General features: G+C 61.2%; 15 protein-coding genes and 2 pseudogenes. 6 read left to right on the forward strand and 11 right to left on the reverse strand.

Annotation, left to right across the window (positions count from 1 at the left end):
• Positions 1–591: 591 nt before the first annotated feature.
• The 4 genes from AC58EF_RS26950 to AC58EF_RS26965 all read right to left on the reverse strand — a co-directional run bounded on the left by AC58EF_RS26950 (position 592) and on the right by AC58EF_RS26965 (position 3,207).
• The gene (locus tag AC58EF_RS26950; protein ID WP_497279464.1) at positions 592–1,251 is read right to left on the reverse strand and encodes a hypothetical protein; all 660 of its coding nucleotides are present in this window, start codon (positions 1,249–1,251) and stop codon (positions 592–594) included.
• A 104-nt stretch (positions 1,252–1,355) separates the two neighbouring features.
• Positions 1,356–2,267, reverse strand: coding sequence for a recombinase family protein (locus AC58EF_RS26955; RefSeq protein ID WP_497279465.1), 912 nt, complete (start codon positions 2,265–2,267; stop codon positions 1,356–1,358).
• Positions 2,264–2,692 (reverse strand): DUF2924 domain-containing protein, encoded by a 429-nt coding sequence (locus AC58EF_RS26960; protein ID WP_497279466.1) that lies wholly within the window; start codon positions 2,690–2,692, stop codon positions 2,264–2,266. Before AC58EF_RS26960 ends, AC58EF_RS26955 begins: the two co-directional genes overlap by 4 nt.
• On the reverse strand, positions 2,692–3,207 hold the full coding sequence (locus AC58EF_RS26965; RefSeq protein ID WP_497279467.1) for a DUF3489 domain-containing protein: 516 nt from the start codon (positions 3,205–3,207) through the stop codon (positions 2,692–2,694). The genes AC58EF_RS26960 and AC58EF_RS26965 overlap by 1 nt, the downstream gene beginning before the upstream one ends.
• Positions 3,208–3,459: 252 nt before the next feature.
• On the opposite strand from AC58EF_RS26965, the pseudogene AC58EF_RS26970 reads away from it, so the two are divergent.
• The 3 genes and pseudogenes from AC58EF_RS26970 to AC58EF_RS26980 all read left to right on the forward strand — a co-directional run.
• Positions 3,460–3,672: pseudogene (locus AC58EF_RS26970) on the forward strand (IS6 family transposase); the annotation flags it as partial.
• Between the two features lie 65 nt (positions 3,673–3,737).
• A pseudogene (locus AC58EF_RS26975) lies at positions 3,738–3,967 on the forward strand (IS21 family transposase); the annotation flags it as partial.
• A gap of 6 nt (positions 3,968–3,973) precedes the next feature.
• A complete protein-coding gene (locus AC58EF_RS26980) occupies positions 3,974–4,252 on the forward strand; it encodes an ATP-binding protein (RefSeq protein ID WP_497279487.1) in 279 nt (92 codons plus the stop codon).
• Positions 4,253–4,553: 301 nt separating this feature from the next.
• Here AC58EF_RS26980 and AC58EF_RS26985 read toward each other — a convergent pair whose 3' ends face one another.
• From AC58EF_RS26985 to AC58EF_RS27000, 4 genes are all read right to left on the reverse strand, one after another.
• Entirely contained in the window at positions 4,554–6,752 is a 2,199-nt protein-coding gene (locus tag AC58EF_RS26985; RefSeq protein ID WP_497279468.1) for a TonB-dependent receptor, read from the reverse strand.
• 258 nt (positions 6,753–7,010) lie between these two features.
• Entirely contained in the window at positions 7,011–7,790 is a 780-nt protein-coding gene (locus AC58EF_RS26990) for an SDR family oxidoreductase (protein WP_497279469.1), read from the reverse strand.
• 15 nt (positions 7,791–7,805) lie between these two features.
• Positions 7,806–8,540, reverse strand: coding sequence for a glutathione S-transferase family protein (locus AC58EF_RS26995; RefSeq protein ID WP_497279470.1), 735 nt, complete (start codon positions 8,538–8,540; stop codon positions 7,806–7,808).
• 30 nt (positions 8,541–8,570) lie between these two features.
• Positions 8,571–9,362, reverse strand: a complete 792-nt coding sequence (locus AC58EF_RS27000; protein ID WP_497279471.1) for an SDR family oxidoreductase — start codon at positions 9,360–9,362, stop codon at positions 8,571–8,573.
• A 304-nt stretch (positions 9,363–9,666) separates the two neighbouring features.
• Here AC58EF_RS27000 and AC58EF_RS27005 point away from each other — a divergent pair, with 304 nt between their 5' ends.
• Positions 9,667–10,119, forward strand: coding sequence for a nuclear transport factor 2 family protein (locus tag AC58EF_RS27005; RefSeq protein WP_497279472.1), 453 nt, complete (start codon positions 9,667–9,669; stop codon positions 10,117–10,119).
• A gap of 15 nt (positions 10,120–10,134) precedes the next feature.
• Here AC58EF_RS27005 and lpdA read toward each other — a convergent pair whose 3' ends face one another.
• The 3 genes from lpdA to AC58EF_RS27020 all read right to left on the reverse strand — a co-directional run bounded on the left by lpdA (position 10,135) and on the right by AC58EF_RS27020 (position 13,802).
• Entirely contained in the window at positions 10,135–11,532 is a 1,398-nt protein-coding gene (lpdA, locus tag AC58EF_RS27010; protein WP_497279473.1) for a dihydrolipoyl dehydrogenase, read from the reverse strand.
• A gap of 1 nt (position 11,533) precedes the next feature.
• A complete protein-coding gene (locus tag AC58EF_RS27015; RefSeq protein WP_497279474.1) occupies positions 11,534–12,805 on the reverse strand; it encodes a pyruvate dehydrogenase complex dihydrolipoamide acetyltransferase in 1,272 nt (423 codons plus the stop codon).
• Positions 12,806–12,902: 97 nt separating this feature from the next.
• Positions 12,903–13,802, reverse strand: a complete 900-nt coding sequence (locus AC58EF_RS27020) for a VOC family protein (RefSeq protein WP_497279475.1) — start codon at positions 13,800–13,802, stop codon at positions 12,903–12,905.
• 215 nt (positions 13,803–14,017) lie between these two features.
• On the opposite strand from AC58EF_RS27020, the gene AC58EF_RS27025 reads away from it, so the two are divergent.
• Both AC58EF_RS27025 and AC58EF_RS27030 read left to right on the forward strand, forming a co-directional pair.
• The gene (locus AC58EF_RS27025) at positions 14,018–14,803 is read left to right on the forward strand and encodes a fumarylacetoacetate hydrolase family protein (protein WP_497279476.1); all 786 of its coding nucleotides are present in this window, start codon (positions 14,018–14,020) and stop codon (positions 14,801–14,803) included.
• A gap of 30 nt (positions 14,804–14,833) precedes the next feature.
• Entirely contained in the window at positions 14,834–15,577 is a 744-nt protein-coding gene (locus AC58EF_RS27030) for an SDR family NAD(P)-dependent oxidoreductase (RefSeq protein WP_497279477.1), read from the forward strand.
• Positions 15,578–15,612 lie beyond the last annotated feature (35 nt).

Here is a 15,612-nt window from a genome sequence, read left to right on the forward strand (position 1 = left end):
GATGGGTGGCGCTGGAGCCCACTATACAAAATCCCAATGTTTGAGGTTGCATTCTTGAATGGGAACGTGCTGCGAGACGACCGGTGCCGGCGCTCACAGACACCCAGACGGCAGCCTGGGCTTTCCCAAAACCTGTTTCCGATTGGGCTCTCTCAAAATGGCAGATCGGAGATGGAGAAACGGGATGGTCGCGCGTTCCTGAAACCGCCTGTGCCGGGAAACCAAGGTAATCGGTTGAACGGCAATGTCTGGGTGACTGCTGACCAACGGGTTCATCACGCTCGACCGGCGGCTCCCGTCAGATCCGGACGTTCACTTCACCNCGTTCCTGAAACCGCCTGTGCCGGGAAACCAAGGTAATCGGTTGAACGGCAATGTCTGGGTGACTGCTGACCAACGGGTTCATCACGCTCGACCGGCGGCTCCCGTCAGATCCGGACGTTCACTTCACCACAGAGGAACGGCGATAACTGGTCGACACCTTCCGGAATAGCAGACCGTCAGCAGCTGGAGATCGAAAATTGGCTGCTGAGAGTCTGCAAAGGGTCGAATTGAGCTTATCCCGATCTGTGGGCGGCTGAGGAGGCTTGGCTAGCCCGCCAGCAACCGGCTTTCCTGTGCCCTCCAGCACGCAGGCACAGCGGCTGTGGCAAGCAGCGCTGCGGTGTTGATCCTGGCGGGCTGCGTGCCGCGCAGGATGGCCTCGGTTATCGCGGGCGAGAGGAATGCCAGCCGCAACACCCGGCTCATCCAGGCGTCCGAAACCTTCTCCCGCTCGCACAGGGTCGTGATGTTGACCTCGCCCTTCCTGAGCTCGCTCCACCAGCGATGGGCCTGAACGACAAGCTTCACCAGCGACGGATTAGGGCGGGTAGCGGCATGCCGACCATTGTCCTGCACCAGACGCATGGCCCTTCCCGAACGCGTCAGACGAACTGCGGACATGAATGTCACTTCAGCCGGCATGCCATCTGTCGGCCCGACCGCAAGCAGATCCGCAATCCGGCTGACCCGGCAGTGGATCTGCACCCTGCCCTTCCCGACCTCCACCCTGATGACGAGAGCGCGCACCAGCGCCCGATCCTGACGGCGCAGCCCTGCTGCCGTTTCAGCGGCACGCCGTTCGATGTCCATCAGGGCATGTGTATCGAGGCTGAGGGCCGCTTTTTCCAGCAGGGCAAGCGGATCGTCGAATGCCTGCGCCAGACGTTCCGTGACGGCCGCCTCGATCTCGCGCGCCGGAATGCGCACGCCAGTAGCGACGCTATCGCCTACAGCTCCCGCGCTAATATAATAACGATAGCGGACCTTTCCCGCACCATCATCTTTCAGCGGCTTTACCGCATGGGAGGCAATCATCGCCTGCCCATTCTCATCGACAACCCTGCCGGCAAGCAGACTGGGCGCCTGGTGCGGGACACCATCACGATGCCCCTGAAGATTGGCCCGCAGCCTGTTCTGGACGCTGTCCCAGAGTTCCTTCCCGATAATGGGCGGATGAAGACCAGGGTAAATCTGGTCCCTGTGTTGTATCTCGCCCGAAAGGTCCGGCATTTGAGCATCAGATAGAGCTGCCCGCGGGTAAAGGCCCCTCCCCCGATGCGCCTGCCAGTCGTGGTGGTGCGCGCAGGGGACATTAGGCACTCGGCCCTCAGCTGCTCTGCCAGCAGCCGGACATTGCCTATGGCCAGATATCGCTCGAAGATGGTTCTGACGATCGCGGCATGTTCCTCGACGATGGCGAGGCTGCGGCCATCGGGTCTGTATCCAAGCGGCGGCACGCCGCCCATCCACATGCCCTTTGCCTTGGAGGCGGCGATCTTATCGCGGATACGCTCGGCGGTCACCTCCCGCTCGAACTGGGCGAAGGAGAGCAGCATGTTGAGGGTGAGCCTGCCCATACTGGTGGTGGTATTGAAGGACTGGGTGATCGACACGAAGCTGGTGCCGGTCCGGTCAAATGCCTCGACCAGCTTTGCAAAGTCCAGCAGAGAGCGGGTGAGGCGATCGACCTTGTAGACGACGATGATGTCGATTCGGCCCCCGGCGACATCAGCCAGCAGGCGCTGGAGTGCCGGACGCTCGAGCGTGCCACCCGAGAGGCCACCATCATCATAGCGCTCCCTCACCTCCACCCAGCCCTCGCTTGCCTGGGAGAGGATATAGGCAGCACAGGCTTCCCTCTGAGCGTCGAGCGAATTGAAGTCCTGCGACAACCCCTCCTCGCTCGACTTGCGGGTGTAGATGGCACAGCGGATCTGCCTCATGCCGCCACCTTCCTTTTGAGGCCGAAGAAGGCCGGCCCCGACCAGCGAGTGCCGGTGATGGCCCGGGCTACTTCAGAGAGGGATCGCCATTCCCTGCCGTCCCAGCGGATCACCCTGTCCTCGCCTATGGTCACCACATGGGCGCTGCCGTTCCATTCGCGCACCAGCCTCGTACCCGGCACCGCGGGGGTTGTGGCGGTCTTCGCCGTCATCAGCTGCACCAGCATCTGGCTTGTGGCCCTGCCGTGGCCGCCCAGCGCCCCGGCCTGGATTTCCCAGGCGAGGGCAAGTCGCAGCATGGCGGGACTGACTCTGGGCACAGATCCCGGCTTCATCGCGCTCCAGCACTCGCGCAGCTGTCGGGAGGAGAGATCATCCAGTCCGGCGAACTCCGCCTTGATCCGTGCTTCCATCAGGCTCATCATCAAGCTCGGGCGATCAGGCGATAGACACTCCCCTCCCCCTGGCCATCCCGCTCGATGACATGGCCCTTTTTTCTCAGCCCCGTCAGCGCCGCCCGCATGGTGTGCGGCAGCCAGCCGGTGGCATCAATCAGTTCGGCCGGTGAAGCGCCCTTCTCGCGGCCGAGAAGCGTCAGCACCAGCTTCGCCTTTGAGCCGGAACGAGGGTTGGACTGCGTGGGCGCGGTGTCGCCGCCATCGCTCGCCTCCATATCCTGTCCCTCGATGAGCGCCCGGGCCCTGTCGGCGATGACGAGTCCGATGCGGAGGCCGTCCTGCTCCATCCACGCCTGGCTGATGTCGCGGACCTCGACCTTCTGGACCAGATTTCGCCTGAGAAGTGCAGTGATGGCCGCAGCCACATCATCGGACTTGCCGGCGATGCTGGCCTTGAGGGGGTAGAGCTGCCGATCGTCCCGAGCGGATGCGGTCGAGAGCAGGATGAGCTGGAGGTCGGTAAGCTGAGGATTGCGGGGCATGGTGTGTCTCCGTGTGAAGGGAGCAACCTGATGCTGCTCCCACCACCTGGAGCCCCCGGCCATCACCATGGCGGGAGCGGCGCTCCGGATGCGCCTCGGCGCGATTTCATGCAACCATTGTCGCTCTGGTGCGCAGCGAAGTCGAGCGTTTTGTGCGCCTGCGAGCGGCCAGGGTGGGACAATTGCGGTCCTACCGGTCTTCGCCATAGAGGGTGGCGCCGCGCTTGATGAACGCCGCATCCGCGATCGACAGAGGCGGGCGGCTGGGCCAATAATCGTGTCGAAAATAGTCACCAGCTCCCGCTCAGAAAGAGGCGGGCAACGCTCAGATTCAGGCGGATGAAAGCGCTACAGAAATTTGCTTCCGTCCATGCCAGCTTCCACAACCACTTCTCACTCGAACGTCACCTCATCGATCGGAAAACCTATAAAGAGAGACGCTCCGCCGCTCAGACCGAGTGGCAGCTTCCCCATGGCATAGCCCCCCGCATCGGCTTCTGCCAGCCTGGCGGGCTCCGTGCGGGTTCACCGATCGGGTGACCGGCGAAATCCGGATGGCGGAAATCTTCGTCGCGGTCCTGGGGGCGTCGAACTACACATTCGCCGAGGTGACCTGGTCGCAAGCCCTGCCGGACTGGATCGGCTCGCACGTCCGCCTGTTTGCCCATCTCAACGGCGTGCCCAGGCTCCTTGTGCCCGACAATCTCAAAAGCGGAGTGAACAAGGCGTCTTTCTACGACCGGAGATCAACCGCAGCTACCCCAAAATGCTACCCGCCCTGTCGCGCGACGTTCTTCTCATCATTGACGACTGGGGACCTGAAGCCCTCAGTGCCGACCGCTGCCGGGACCTGCTCGAAATCGTCGAGGACTGCTATGACCGCGGATCCATCCTCATCACGAGCCAAGTCCCTGTGGACCGCTGGTATGAAATAATCGGAAATCCCACCCTGGCCGATGCCATCTTGGATCGCGTCGTTCACAATGCTTATCGCATCGATCTGACCGGCGAGAGCGTCCGCAAAAGGCACGCCTCGCCACTCTAAGCTTGACCACACCAGACCGTTTAAGACATCAACAAAAACGATCCGCACGAGCTGCCCAAATGGCCGACATCAGATCGGAATGGTGGCCGGCTTCACATCGGTGCGGTGGCCGGCTTCGTGTCGGCATAAGTGGCCGACTTCGTCGGAATCCGCACGCAAGTCTCCCGATGAGCCAGCATGAGGTCGATTCATGCCGGTAACGGCGATCGTTCGGAGGCCGCTGGACCCCGCGCGATCCGCTCGTTTCCTCCAGACCGGGCGGGCCATTCACTTGAACACCCCGCCCGGACGGAAACCGGACCTAGAAGTTGAAATCAACCGACACGCCGTAAGTGCGTGGGGCACCGGCGACGAAGGGATAACCCGGGGCACCGGCTTGGGTCAGTGCCCATGACACATATTTCTCGCCGAGCAGATTCTTGCCCCAGAAACGGACCGCGAGATTATCGGTCGGCGAATATTTGATCTGGCCGCTCAGAAGATCGAACGCCTTCTGGTGCAGCAGATTATCGGGCTCGAAGTAATATCCGCTATTGTGATAATAGTCAGCGCTCAGCTGCACATCGCCATGACCTGTCTCGATGACGTAGTCAGCACCAAGATTGAATACGATCTTTGCGGCGAGCGGCGTGCGGTTGCCGCTGGCGTCGATCGAGATGAGCGGGTCGGCCGCGCCGTAAGGCGGATTGGGATTGGGCGGTCCGCTCGGCGCATCGAGATATTTGCGATATTTGGAATCGAGATAGGTAAAGCCGAACCGTCCCGTGAAGCCGCCGCCGAAGGCGACCTGCCCCTCGAGTTCGATGCCCTTCACACGCGAGCTGTCCGCGTTGGACAGGAAGACCGAACCATTGCGGTTGAGCTGGACCTGCGGATTGGAGACATCGTACCAGAAGCCTGAAATGTTCAATCTCAGGCGACGGTCGAAAAGATCGGTCTTGAACCCGACCTCATAAGCATCGAGCGTCTCAGGCTTTTGCGGCGGCGCCTCGAAGGGCAACAGATTGTATCCCGCCGACTTGTAGCCGCGACTGAACGAGACATAACCCAGGATGTCGGGCGTGAATTGATAGTCGACCGCGGTGCGGAAGGTCAGCTTGTTGAACGTGCGCGAATCCGATCCGGCTGGGATTGTGCCGACGGGTACGCCGCCGACCTCGAGATCGGTAAATCCTTCGCCCGACATCTTGTCGCGCGTGTAGCGGAGCCCACCCGTCAGGCTTAGACCGCGCGCCACCTCATAGGTCGCCTGGGCGTACGCCGCATAAGCCTTCACATGCTGCTTGGCGTGGATGAAGAGGTCGGCCGGAGCGAACAGCGCCCCGTAGAAATGCGCCGGGTTGTAGCGGCTCTTCGCATCATAATAATAGAGCCCGAGCACCCAGTCCAGCGGACCCCCGCCGTCGCCAGTGAGCTGCAGTTCCTGCGTGAATTGCTCGATCTTGGAATCAAGGACATAGATGAAGTCGGGGCGCGTTCCATAGTCACCGTCGCCGTCGATCCGTTCCTTGTTCTCGGTATAGCCGCTGATGCTGGTGAGCGTCGCAAAGCCAAGGTTCTGTTCGGCCTTGAGCGAGACTCCCCAGGCTTCCGCCTTGCTACGGCCGTCGATGTCCTGGTCCTGGTCATAGAAGTTAGGAAGCGTCGTGATCAGTTCGAAGGGCGCCTCGCGTGTGCCGCGCGTGAAACCGGGGAAGACGTTGCCCTGCGAACTGCCAAGCGAATAGGAGTAAAAGCCGGTGAGAACGAGCCGCGTATCATCGCCGGGCTCGAACAACAGCTTCGAGCGCACCGTGAAATCGTTCTGGAAACCCGCCTTGTTGCCGGTAGCCAGATTGGTTCCCCAGCCCTTTTCCTGGTTGGTGCCACCGATGGTGATGTCGGCCGCCAGATTGTCGGCAAGGCCGCCGGTCACATAGAGGTCGCCCCGAAACGTGTCGAAACGGCCATAGCCGACGCTGCCGCGCACGGCGAAGTTATGGGACGGATCGGGTGTAATGATGTTGACGATGCCGCCGCTCGAGTTGCGGCCGAACAAAGTACCCTGTGGGCCTTTGAGCACCTCGACCCGTTCGATATTGTTGAGCGCGAGGAAGCCCTGGGGCAGGCGCGTATAATAGATTCCGTCGGTATAGACAGCAACGCTCGACTCCACGCCCACCGAAAAGGATGTGGTGCCGATCCCGCGCAGGAACGGCAAGGCGACGCCATTGCTCGAGCCGATCTGCAGACCCGGCGTGATGGTGGTCAGTTCACCCACATTGACAATGCCGCGATCCTGAAGCGCAGAACCGGTGAACGCCGTGACCGCAACGGGGACATCTTGCAGGTTTTGCGCACGCTTCTGCGCGGTGACAACGATGTCCGAAATCTGTCCGGCCTCGTCGGCCTGATCGCTGGCCGGAGGCGCGACGCTTGCCTCCTGCGCGAAAGCGGGCGCAGTCGCCATCACCATGGCGCAAGCGGACGCCGTCATTCCGAGTTTTGTATAGATGCGCATTTCAACCCCCTCTCCGATGATCTGGACGCCTCCTTTCGCGAGAAGTCGTCCTTATATTGATCTGGAATGCGGGGTGCCCTCGCAACAATGGCACGAAGACACCCTCACATCTGAAGCCCTGTTATGCCCGAACTGGCAGGGCGGCCGCGACATACACGGCGTTGGATAAATGCTCATGATGTGCCGAAAAGGTGCCGGTAGAATCCGGTCTCCTGTCTGCCTCCGAGAAATCACGCCGGCAGATGGCGGCTCTTCGCGTCAGACCATCGAATAGCCGCCATCGACCGGAAGCGAGACCCCTGTCACGAACGACGACGCGTCGGACAAAAGCCACAAGGCAGCAGACGCCACCTCGTCCGGGACACCTAACCGGCCATTTGGTTGAATGCCCGTTGCCCAGTCAACCAATTGCGGATTCGCCGCAAAGGAAATCTCCATCATCTGCGTGCGTATGACGCCCGGTAGCACAGCATTCACTCGAATGTTCCGCTTTGCATAGTCAAGAGCGGCGGCCTTGGTGAGACCAATCACAGCATGTTTGGCTGCAACATAGTCGGCGGCGGCCTCGATCGCGAGTATCCCGGCGTTGGACGCTGTGTTGACGATCGCACCGCCACCAGTTTCGAGCATCGCCTGGAGCTCATACTTCATGCAGAGAAAGGTGCCGGTAGCGTTAATCGCCATTCCGCGGCTGAAAGCGTCAAGCGGAAGATCTGCTAGCAGACTGTAGGTCCCAACTCCGGGCTGATGGCTCCAAGCCGGGATGCCAGCGTTATTGAAAGCGCAGTGCACGGCGCCAAAGCGCGAGACAGCGGCTCCAACCATCGCACGAACGTCCTCCTCCTGCGAAATGTCCGTGCGGATGAACTGAGCGTCGGCACCATCCGCACGAAGCTCGGCGAGTACCGCTTCGCCGCCTTCCACGTCGACGTCGGCAATGGTCACCAGCGCCCCGGACTGAGCCGCGAGCCGTACGGCCGCCGCCCCGATACCTGAACCACCGCCGGTAATGATGATGGATTTGTCTTTGACTGGCATTTCGCGTGTCCAAGATTAGAGAACGAACACATTCTTCATCACGCCCTCCCAGGGGTAGATGGTGACGTTGCGTTCCTTGTCGAAAACGTAGCCGGTCTTTTGTTCCGCGATGAGCGCATAGGCCTTCTTCACTGCCGGACGCTCGGCGATAACATCGATCCAGCGCGCGACATTGGGATAAGCCTCCCTGCCTTCCTTCGGATCGAAATAGCTCACCCACGGATAGGCAGCGATGTCAGCAATCGAATAGTCGCCGGCGAGGAACGCGCGATCAGCCAAGTGCCGCTCCATGACCTCCCAGAGGCCGGTGACCATGTTGGCGTAACGGCTATAGGCATAGCTGTTGTCCACGTCGGGAGCGATCCGGGGCGCGAAATTGATAAAGTGCCATGACTGACCGAAAGCCGGACCAAGATTGCCGACCTGCCAGAACAGCCACTGCATCACCTCGAAACGCTCACGCGCCGCCGAAGGCAGGAACTTGCCCGATTTCTCGGCAAGATACTGAAGAATGGCACCCGACTCGAACACGGTGAGCGACTCTCCGCCGCCAATCGGATCCTCGTCGCGAATGACCGGCAGCTTGCCCGTTGGCGATCCGCCGACTTTCGCGGGATCGCGATGCTCTCCCGCGCTGATATCGATCGGCGTGATCCGATAGGCCAGGTTCATTTCCTCAAGCGCTACAAGGATTTTGTAGACATTTGTGCTCGTTGTGTAAAAAAGTTCAATCATTACAGCCTCATCCATGAATTACTTATCTTAAAGTCTGTTCTTCTCTCAGAAAGAGAATTTGTGGCGTCCGCCATCCACCGCGATCCATTCGCCGGTGATATAGCCTGCCCAGCGCGATGCGAGGAACGCCACAAGCGCGCCGATCTCATCTGGCTTCCCAAGGCGGTTCGCTGGAACCTGCCCTGTCCCGCGGATCCATTCGTCCGCCTGGTCGGCTTCAAGGCCCAGCTTGTCCTTCAAATACGCATTGAGCGTCGGCGTCGCTATCCAGCCCGGTGCCACCACATTGACTGTGATGCCGTGGACCGCCACCTCATTGGCGAGCGTCCGCAGAAAGGCCACCGTCGACGGACGAGCCGTATTGTGCAGGATATGCGGATGAGAGGTTTCGGCCTCCTTCCCGGCGACCGAACCGATGTGGATGATCCGTCCCCAGCCCTTTTCCTTCATTGCGGGAAGGACGGTCCGCGCCAGATAGACTTGGGCCATTGTGAAAATGTGGAAGCAGCGCTCGAAATCCTCGTCCGCTACATCAGCCAAATCACCGAGTTGCATGTCGTTGGTCTGTCCAACGACGATATCCGCGGTGCCGAATGCTCTCGTCAATTCGGCAACCGCGCGCATCACATCATCACGCGAGGTGAGATCGGCTGAAATTCCAATGGCCGTCCCTCCGTCCCTCCGGATGTCCTCTACGGCTGACTCGATTGCGTCTTGGCTCTGCGCGACGATCCCGACCTTGCATCCAGCTTCCGCCAGAAGCCTGCCTGCGGAGCGCCCCATGCCCTTGCTGCCGCCCGCCACGAAAGCGACCTTACCTGCGATCCCCAAATCCATAAGCCTGTCATCCTCCGGCCGGCTGGTGACTCCCGTTCGCTCTGCGCGACACTTGGCCTCCGGCGCTCTTCCCGTCATTTCAAAGCTACACGCGGTCGATGTAGCGACCGAATGCGGCGCGCTGAGAAATGCGCTCATCTTATCGAAATTCAGAGCATGGATGACGCGCCTCCATCGGACCAGGTCGCCGCAATGTACCCAACCGCGAAACAATACGCGCTTTCGCACAGCCAGTACCGGCTCCGCGAAGGCTCTCGACGCGCTAGACCCGTAGCGAAGGACGAAAGCAGCAAGGACATTGCTCATGGACAAGATCGAAGCATTGATCGCGATCGAGGATATCAAGCGCCTCAAGGCCCGCTACTTCCGGCTCGTCGACACAAAGCAATGGGCAGAGCTTCGCACGTTGTTCACCGACGATGCCAAGCTGAGCTTTCCCGAGAATGCGATCGTCGACATGATGCCCGATGAGTGGGTCGGCCTCCTGGACGCCCATCTCAATAGTTGCGTTTCCATTCACCACGGCCACACGCCCGAAATCAAGGTCACCGCTCCTGATCGCGCGTCCGGCATATGGGCCATGGAGGACGAACTTTTCTTCACGCCAGGTACCGGCTTTGGCGACGCAAACCATATCCGCGGAGCCGGCCACTATCATGAAACATACGTAAAACAGGACGGACAGTGGCGCTTTTCCAGCATTAGGCTCAGCCGGATCCGGCTCGACGTGCGCATGGATCCGCTCAGCGTCGATTGAGACGGCCCATCACGCCTAGATATGCAGCGGCCGCCCGAACGCCGCGAGCACGCCCTCGTGCATCGTTTCACTCAATGTCGGATGGGGGAATACGGTGCCAATGAAATCATCCTCGACCAGCTCGGCGGTCTTGCCGATGGTGTAGCCCTGAATGAGCTCGGTGACCTCGGCGCCGATCATATGCGCGCCGAGCAACTCGCCCGTCTTCGCGTCGAACACGGTCTTGGTAAAGCCCTCGGCCTCACCGAGTGCAATCGCCTTGCCGTTGCCGATGAAGGGGAAGGTACCGGCCTTGACCTCGTAGCCGAGTTCCTTGGCCTTCGCCTCGGTCAAACCGACGCTGGCGATCTGCGGGCGGCAATAGGTGCAGCCCGGGATGCTGCGCGGATCCATCGCGTGCGGATGATTGCCCGCGATTGCCTCGACCGCGATCACCGATTCGTGCATTGCCTTGTGCGCGAGCCACGGCGGCGCGGTGACATCGCCGATCGCCCAGATGCCGGGGATGTTGGTGCGGCACATCGCGTCGGTGTCGATATGACCCTTGGCCGTCTTCACGCCGAGCGCTTCGAGCCCGATATTCTGGGTGTTCGGAACGATGCCAATCGCGACGATCGCGTGGCTGAATTCTGCCGTTACGACCTTGCCGTCCTTGCCCTTGATCTCCGTCGAAACGCCGGTTGCGGTGGCCTTCAGCTCCTCGACGCCGGCGCCGGTATGGATCGTGATGCCCTGCTTCTTGAGCGCCTTTTCGAGGAAGGTCGAGACGTCGGCATCCTCGATGGGCACGAGCCGGTCGAGCATTTCGACGACGGTCACCTCGACGCCCATGTCGCTGTAGAAGCTCGCAAACTCGATCCCGATCGCGCCCGATCCGATGACAAGCAGCTTCTTCGGCATTTCGGGCGGGACGAGCGCATGGCGATAGGTCCAGATGCGCTTGCCGTCGGCGGGCGCGAACGGCAGGTCGCGTGCCCGCGCACCGGTCGCGACGATGATATTCTTTGCGGTCAGGGTTTCGATGCCCTTCTCGCCGGTGACTTCGAGCTTGTCCGGTGCGACGAGCTTGCCGGTGCCCATATGGACGGTGATCTTGTGCTTCTTCATCAGGTGCGTGACGCCCTGATTGAGCTGCTTCGCGACCCCGCGCGACCGCTTGACGACCGCGTCGATGTCGGCACTGATTTCGGTCGCCTTCAGCCCGTAATCGCCCGCATGCTGCATATAATGATAGATTTCGGCCGAGCGCAGCAGTGCTTTAGTCGGGATGCAGCCCCAGTTGAGGCAGATACCGCCGAGCAGTTCGCGCTCGACGATCGCGGTCTTGAGCCCGAGCTGGGCCGCGCGGATCGCCGCAACATAGCCGCCCGGCCCGGAGCCGAGCACGATGAGGTCGTAATTGGGGTCGGTCATTTTATGCCACCAGTCCGAGCGGGTTTTCGACAATATGCTTGAACGCCTGCATGAGTTGCGCGCCGTCGGCACCATCGATGGCGCGATGGTCGAAGCTGCCGGTCGCCGACATGATGGTCGCGGCACCGACGGCGTCATCGACGATCCACGGCCGCTTCTCCCCCGCACCGATCGCCATGATCATGCCCTGCGGCGGGTTGATGACCGCCTCGAACTGCTTGATGCCGAACATGCCCATGTTGGAGAGGGAGGCGGTGCCGCCCTGATATTCGTGCGGTTGGAGCTTGCCATCCCTAGCACGCGCGGCGAGTTCCTTCATATCAGTCGAAATGGTGCTCACCGATTTGCCGTCGGCGCCGACGATGATCGGCGTGATCAGGCCCGCGGGGACCGAGACGGCGACGCTGATGTCCGCGCGGCTGTAACGAACGAGCTGGTCGCCAGCGTAACTGACATTGCACTGCGGCACCTGGATCAACGCTTTGGCGAGCGCCTTGATCAAGAGGTCGTTGACGCTGAGTTTGATACCCTGCGGCTCAACTGCCGCGTTAAGTTCGCCGCGTAGCTTCAAGAGCATGTCAAGCTCGACGTCGAGGGTCAGATAGATATGCGGGATCGTCTGCTTCGCCTCGGTCAGGCGGCGCGCGATCGTCTTGCGCATGTTGCTGAGCTTGTCGACGCTGTGCGGGATATCGGTCACAAATGGTTGCACCGTTGCCTGGTCGGCCGAAGGAGCCATGGCTCCGCTCGCCGCCGGCGCGGCAGTGGCGGACGACACGCTTTCAAGGTCAACCCTAACGATGCGGCCGCCAGGCCCGGTGCCGCTGATTCCCTTGAGGTCGATGCCTTTCTTGGCGGCAAGGCGTCGCGCAAGCGGACTGGCCTTTATGCGATCGCCCGTATGGCCCGCCGGCTGTCCGCTGGGCGCAACGACCTCGTCAGCGGGGCCAACCGCTACCGGCGTATCGGCGGTGACAGCGGCTGGTGTCAGCGCGCCGGCCGACCCCGTGCGGACGGCCTCCATATCTTCGCCAGCAAACGCGAGCACGGCGATCACACTTCCGACCCCGACGCCTTCACTTCCCTCGGAGACCAGAATCCTGGCGACCACGCCTTCATCGACGGCCTCGAACTCCATCGTCGCCTTGTCGGTCTCGATTTCGGCAAGCAGGTCGCCGGATCTTACCGTATCCCCTTCCTTCACCAGCCACCGTGCTAGTGTTCCTTCCTCCATGGTGGGCGAGAGGGCGGGCATCTTGATTTCGAGCGGCATGGATCGACCTTGCTGAATTCGGATTGGCAGACGGACATAGGCGACCCGGCGCAGACCGCAGCCTCGCCGGGCAATGGGCGCAAGCGCGGTGCGGGCACTACTCGAGCTGGAAGTTCGGGTCGTTCAGCACCCAGCGATGGCCCCAATGGCTGCCGCGGGTGGTTTCGAAGAACAACTCGTCCTCCCACTGCTTCGGGGGGGCGCCCCAGCCGATCTCAATGATGAAATTGCCCGGCGTCATGACATAAAAGGAAATCATGTCGTCATTCACATGCTTGCCGAGCGTCATGGCCATCGGCACGCCATGCTCGTGAACTCGATCGAGCGCCCGCCCGACATCGTCGAACTCGGCGAATTCCACCATCACATGGACGCATCCGACGTCGCTGGGCATCTTCGCGAGGGCGAGGCTGTGCTGGCGCGGATTGCGGCAATGGAGGAAGAAGAGCTGCACATTGAGGTCGGCGGTGATCGGCTGAAGCAGGCTGTCGGAACACTCCATCCCGCCGACCGACGTCCAGAACGCAAGCGCTTCGTCGATGTTGAGCGCCGGCAGCACCGTATGCCCCAACCCGAGCTCGCCAGTAACGAACGGACCCGTTCCGATCGGCGAGACGAACGGCTGGAAATCCGAAATCGGCCCCCAGAAAACCTCGTGGCAATTCCCGGCCGGATCGTGGAAGGAAAAGAAGTCCTGGACCTTGCGCAACGCGCTGGCACCCGCATCGCCCGCCGAGAGTACGACACCCGCCTGTTCGAGCTTTGCGCGAAACGCGTCGAAATCAGCCTTCGACCGCATCGCCCAACCCGAGGCGAGATAACGTTCGCTATCGCCCGGCACGATCAGGAAACGATGAAACCGCTTGTCGATCTTGAGATAGAGCTCGCCCTCGGGTCCGTCGATTGCCTGCATCCCTACCACGCGCTCGGCAAAGGTTCGCCATTTCTCAATATCGGCCGATTGCAGAAGGATATAACCGAGTTCGCTGATATTCATCGAGGTGCTCTTGCCTGAGGACGGTGCGTTTTGGGCAACCTACGCCCGGCGGCTGCTGACGAATATGTCGGCTGTATTGGCCAAAACGTGCAACATATGGGCAATATGCTCAGTCCGGTGGCGGGCGGCCTCGTCCGGCGATAGCATGTGAATTTCGAGTGGCCCGGCGCAGGCGCGCCGTCCCAAGAATCATGATGCTTTCGGGACGAGGATCGATGGACAAGGATAAACTGATCGGGGAGCTTGCATCCGAGCTGTTCGACGCGCTTTCAGACCGCCGTGCAATCTCGCCGCTGCGTCATCGCGCCCCGCTCGGCATCGACGACGCGTACCGGATTTCGCTCGCTCTGCTCGATTGGCGCCAGCGGGCAGGCGAAATCGTCGTCGGCAAGAAGATCGGCCTCACTTCGAAGCCCGTCCAAGACATGCTGGGGGTCCATCAGCCTGATTTCGGCTTCCTTACCGATGCGATGCAGGTGCAGTCCGATCGTCCCTATCCCATTGCATCCGGACTGATCCAGCCGCGCGCGGAAGCCGAGATCGCCTTCATCCTGAAGCATGACCTTGTCGGCCCCGATGTCGACGAAGCGCAGGTGCTCGATGCAACAGAATCCGTCTGCGCCTGCTTCGAAATCGTCGACAGCCGGGTCACCGGTTGGGACATCGGCATCGTCGACACGGTTGCTGACAATGCGTCCTGCGGCATATTCGTCCTTGGCGAGGAACGCGTTGATCCGCGCGACCTCGATCTCCCCAATCTTCGCTGCCGTGTCTACAAGAACGGCGCCTTCCTCTCGGAAGGTCTCGGATCGGCGGTTCAGGGCTCCCCCCTTACAGCCGTAGCATGGCTTGCCAATACGCTGGGTGCCTATGGCGTGCCGTTGAAGGCCGGCGAAATCATTCTGTCCGGTTCGCTCGTCGCGCTCGAGCCCGTCGCACCGGGCGACCGTTTCGAAACAGAGATCGAAGGCCTGGGCCGGGCTAGCATCGCCTTTGTCTGACCACCCCCCTTCACGATACCGGAGCAGAATATGACGACATTGACTGGCAAGACCGCTCTTGTGACGGGCGCGAGCCGCGGAATCGGACGCGGCATCGCGGCCCGTCTGGCGCGCGAAGGTGCCAAGGTGGCCGTCCACTATGGACGCGGGCGCGAGGAAGCGGCGCGGACGGTTGAAGCAATCGCCGCCGCGGGAGGTTCGGCCTTCGCCGTGGGGGGTAACCTGGCCTCGATGGACGACATCGATGCCATTTATGCTCAGATCGACGCCCAGATGGAACGCATCGACATTCTGGTCAACAATGCCGCGGTTTCGAAGACCGCCTATATCGACGACAGCAGCGTCGAGGATTTCGACCGGATCGTCGCCACGAACCTGCGCGGTCCCTATTTCGTGACGAAGCGCGCGCTCGAGCGCATGGACGAGGGCGGTCGCATCATCAATATTTCGTCCAATTCGACCCGCGTCGCCTATCCGGAGGTCTCGATCTACGGGCTGACCAAGGCCGCCATGCAAAATCTGACGCTGAGCCTTGCGCAGCAACTCGGCCCACGCGGGATCACGGTCAACACCGTCGTGCCCGGCGTCATCGACACCGAAATGAACAGCGACTGGCTGTCGGACGCCGCCAGGGCACACGTAACTGGACTCACGGCGCTCGGCAGACTAGGTTCTGTCGAGGAAATAGCGAATGTTGTGGCGTTCCTGGCCTCGGAGCAAAGCAGCTGGGTAACCGCCCAGTCGATCGAGGCGAGCGGAGGTTGCCGCATTTAATCGCTGCCGCGCGGCTTATGGATATCGAAGGGTAG

Source organism: Sphingobium sp. WR1 (assembly GCF_059693745.1).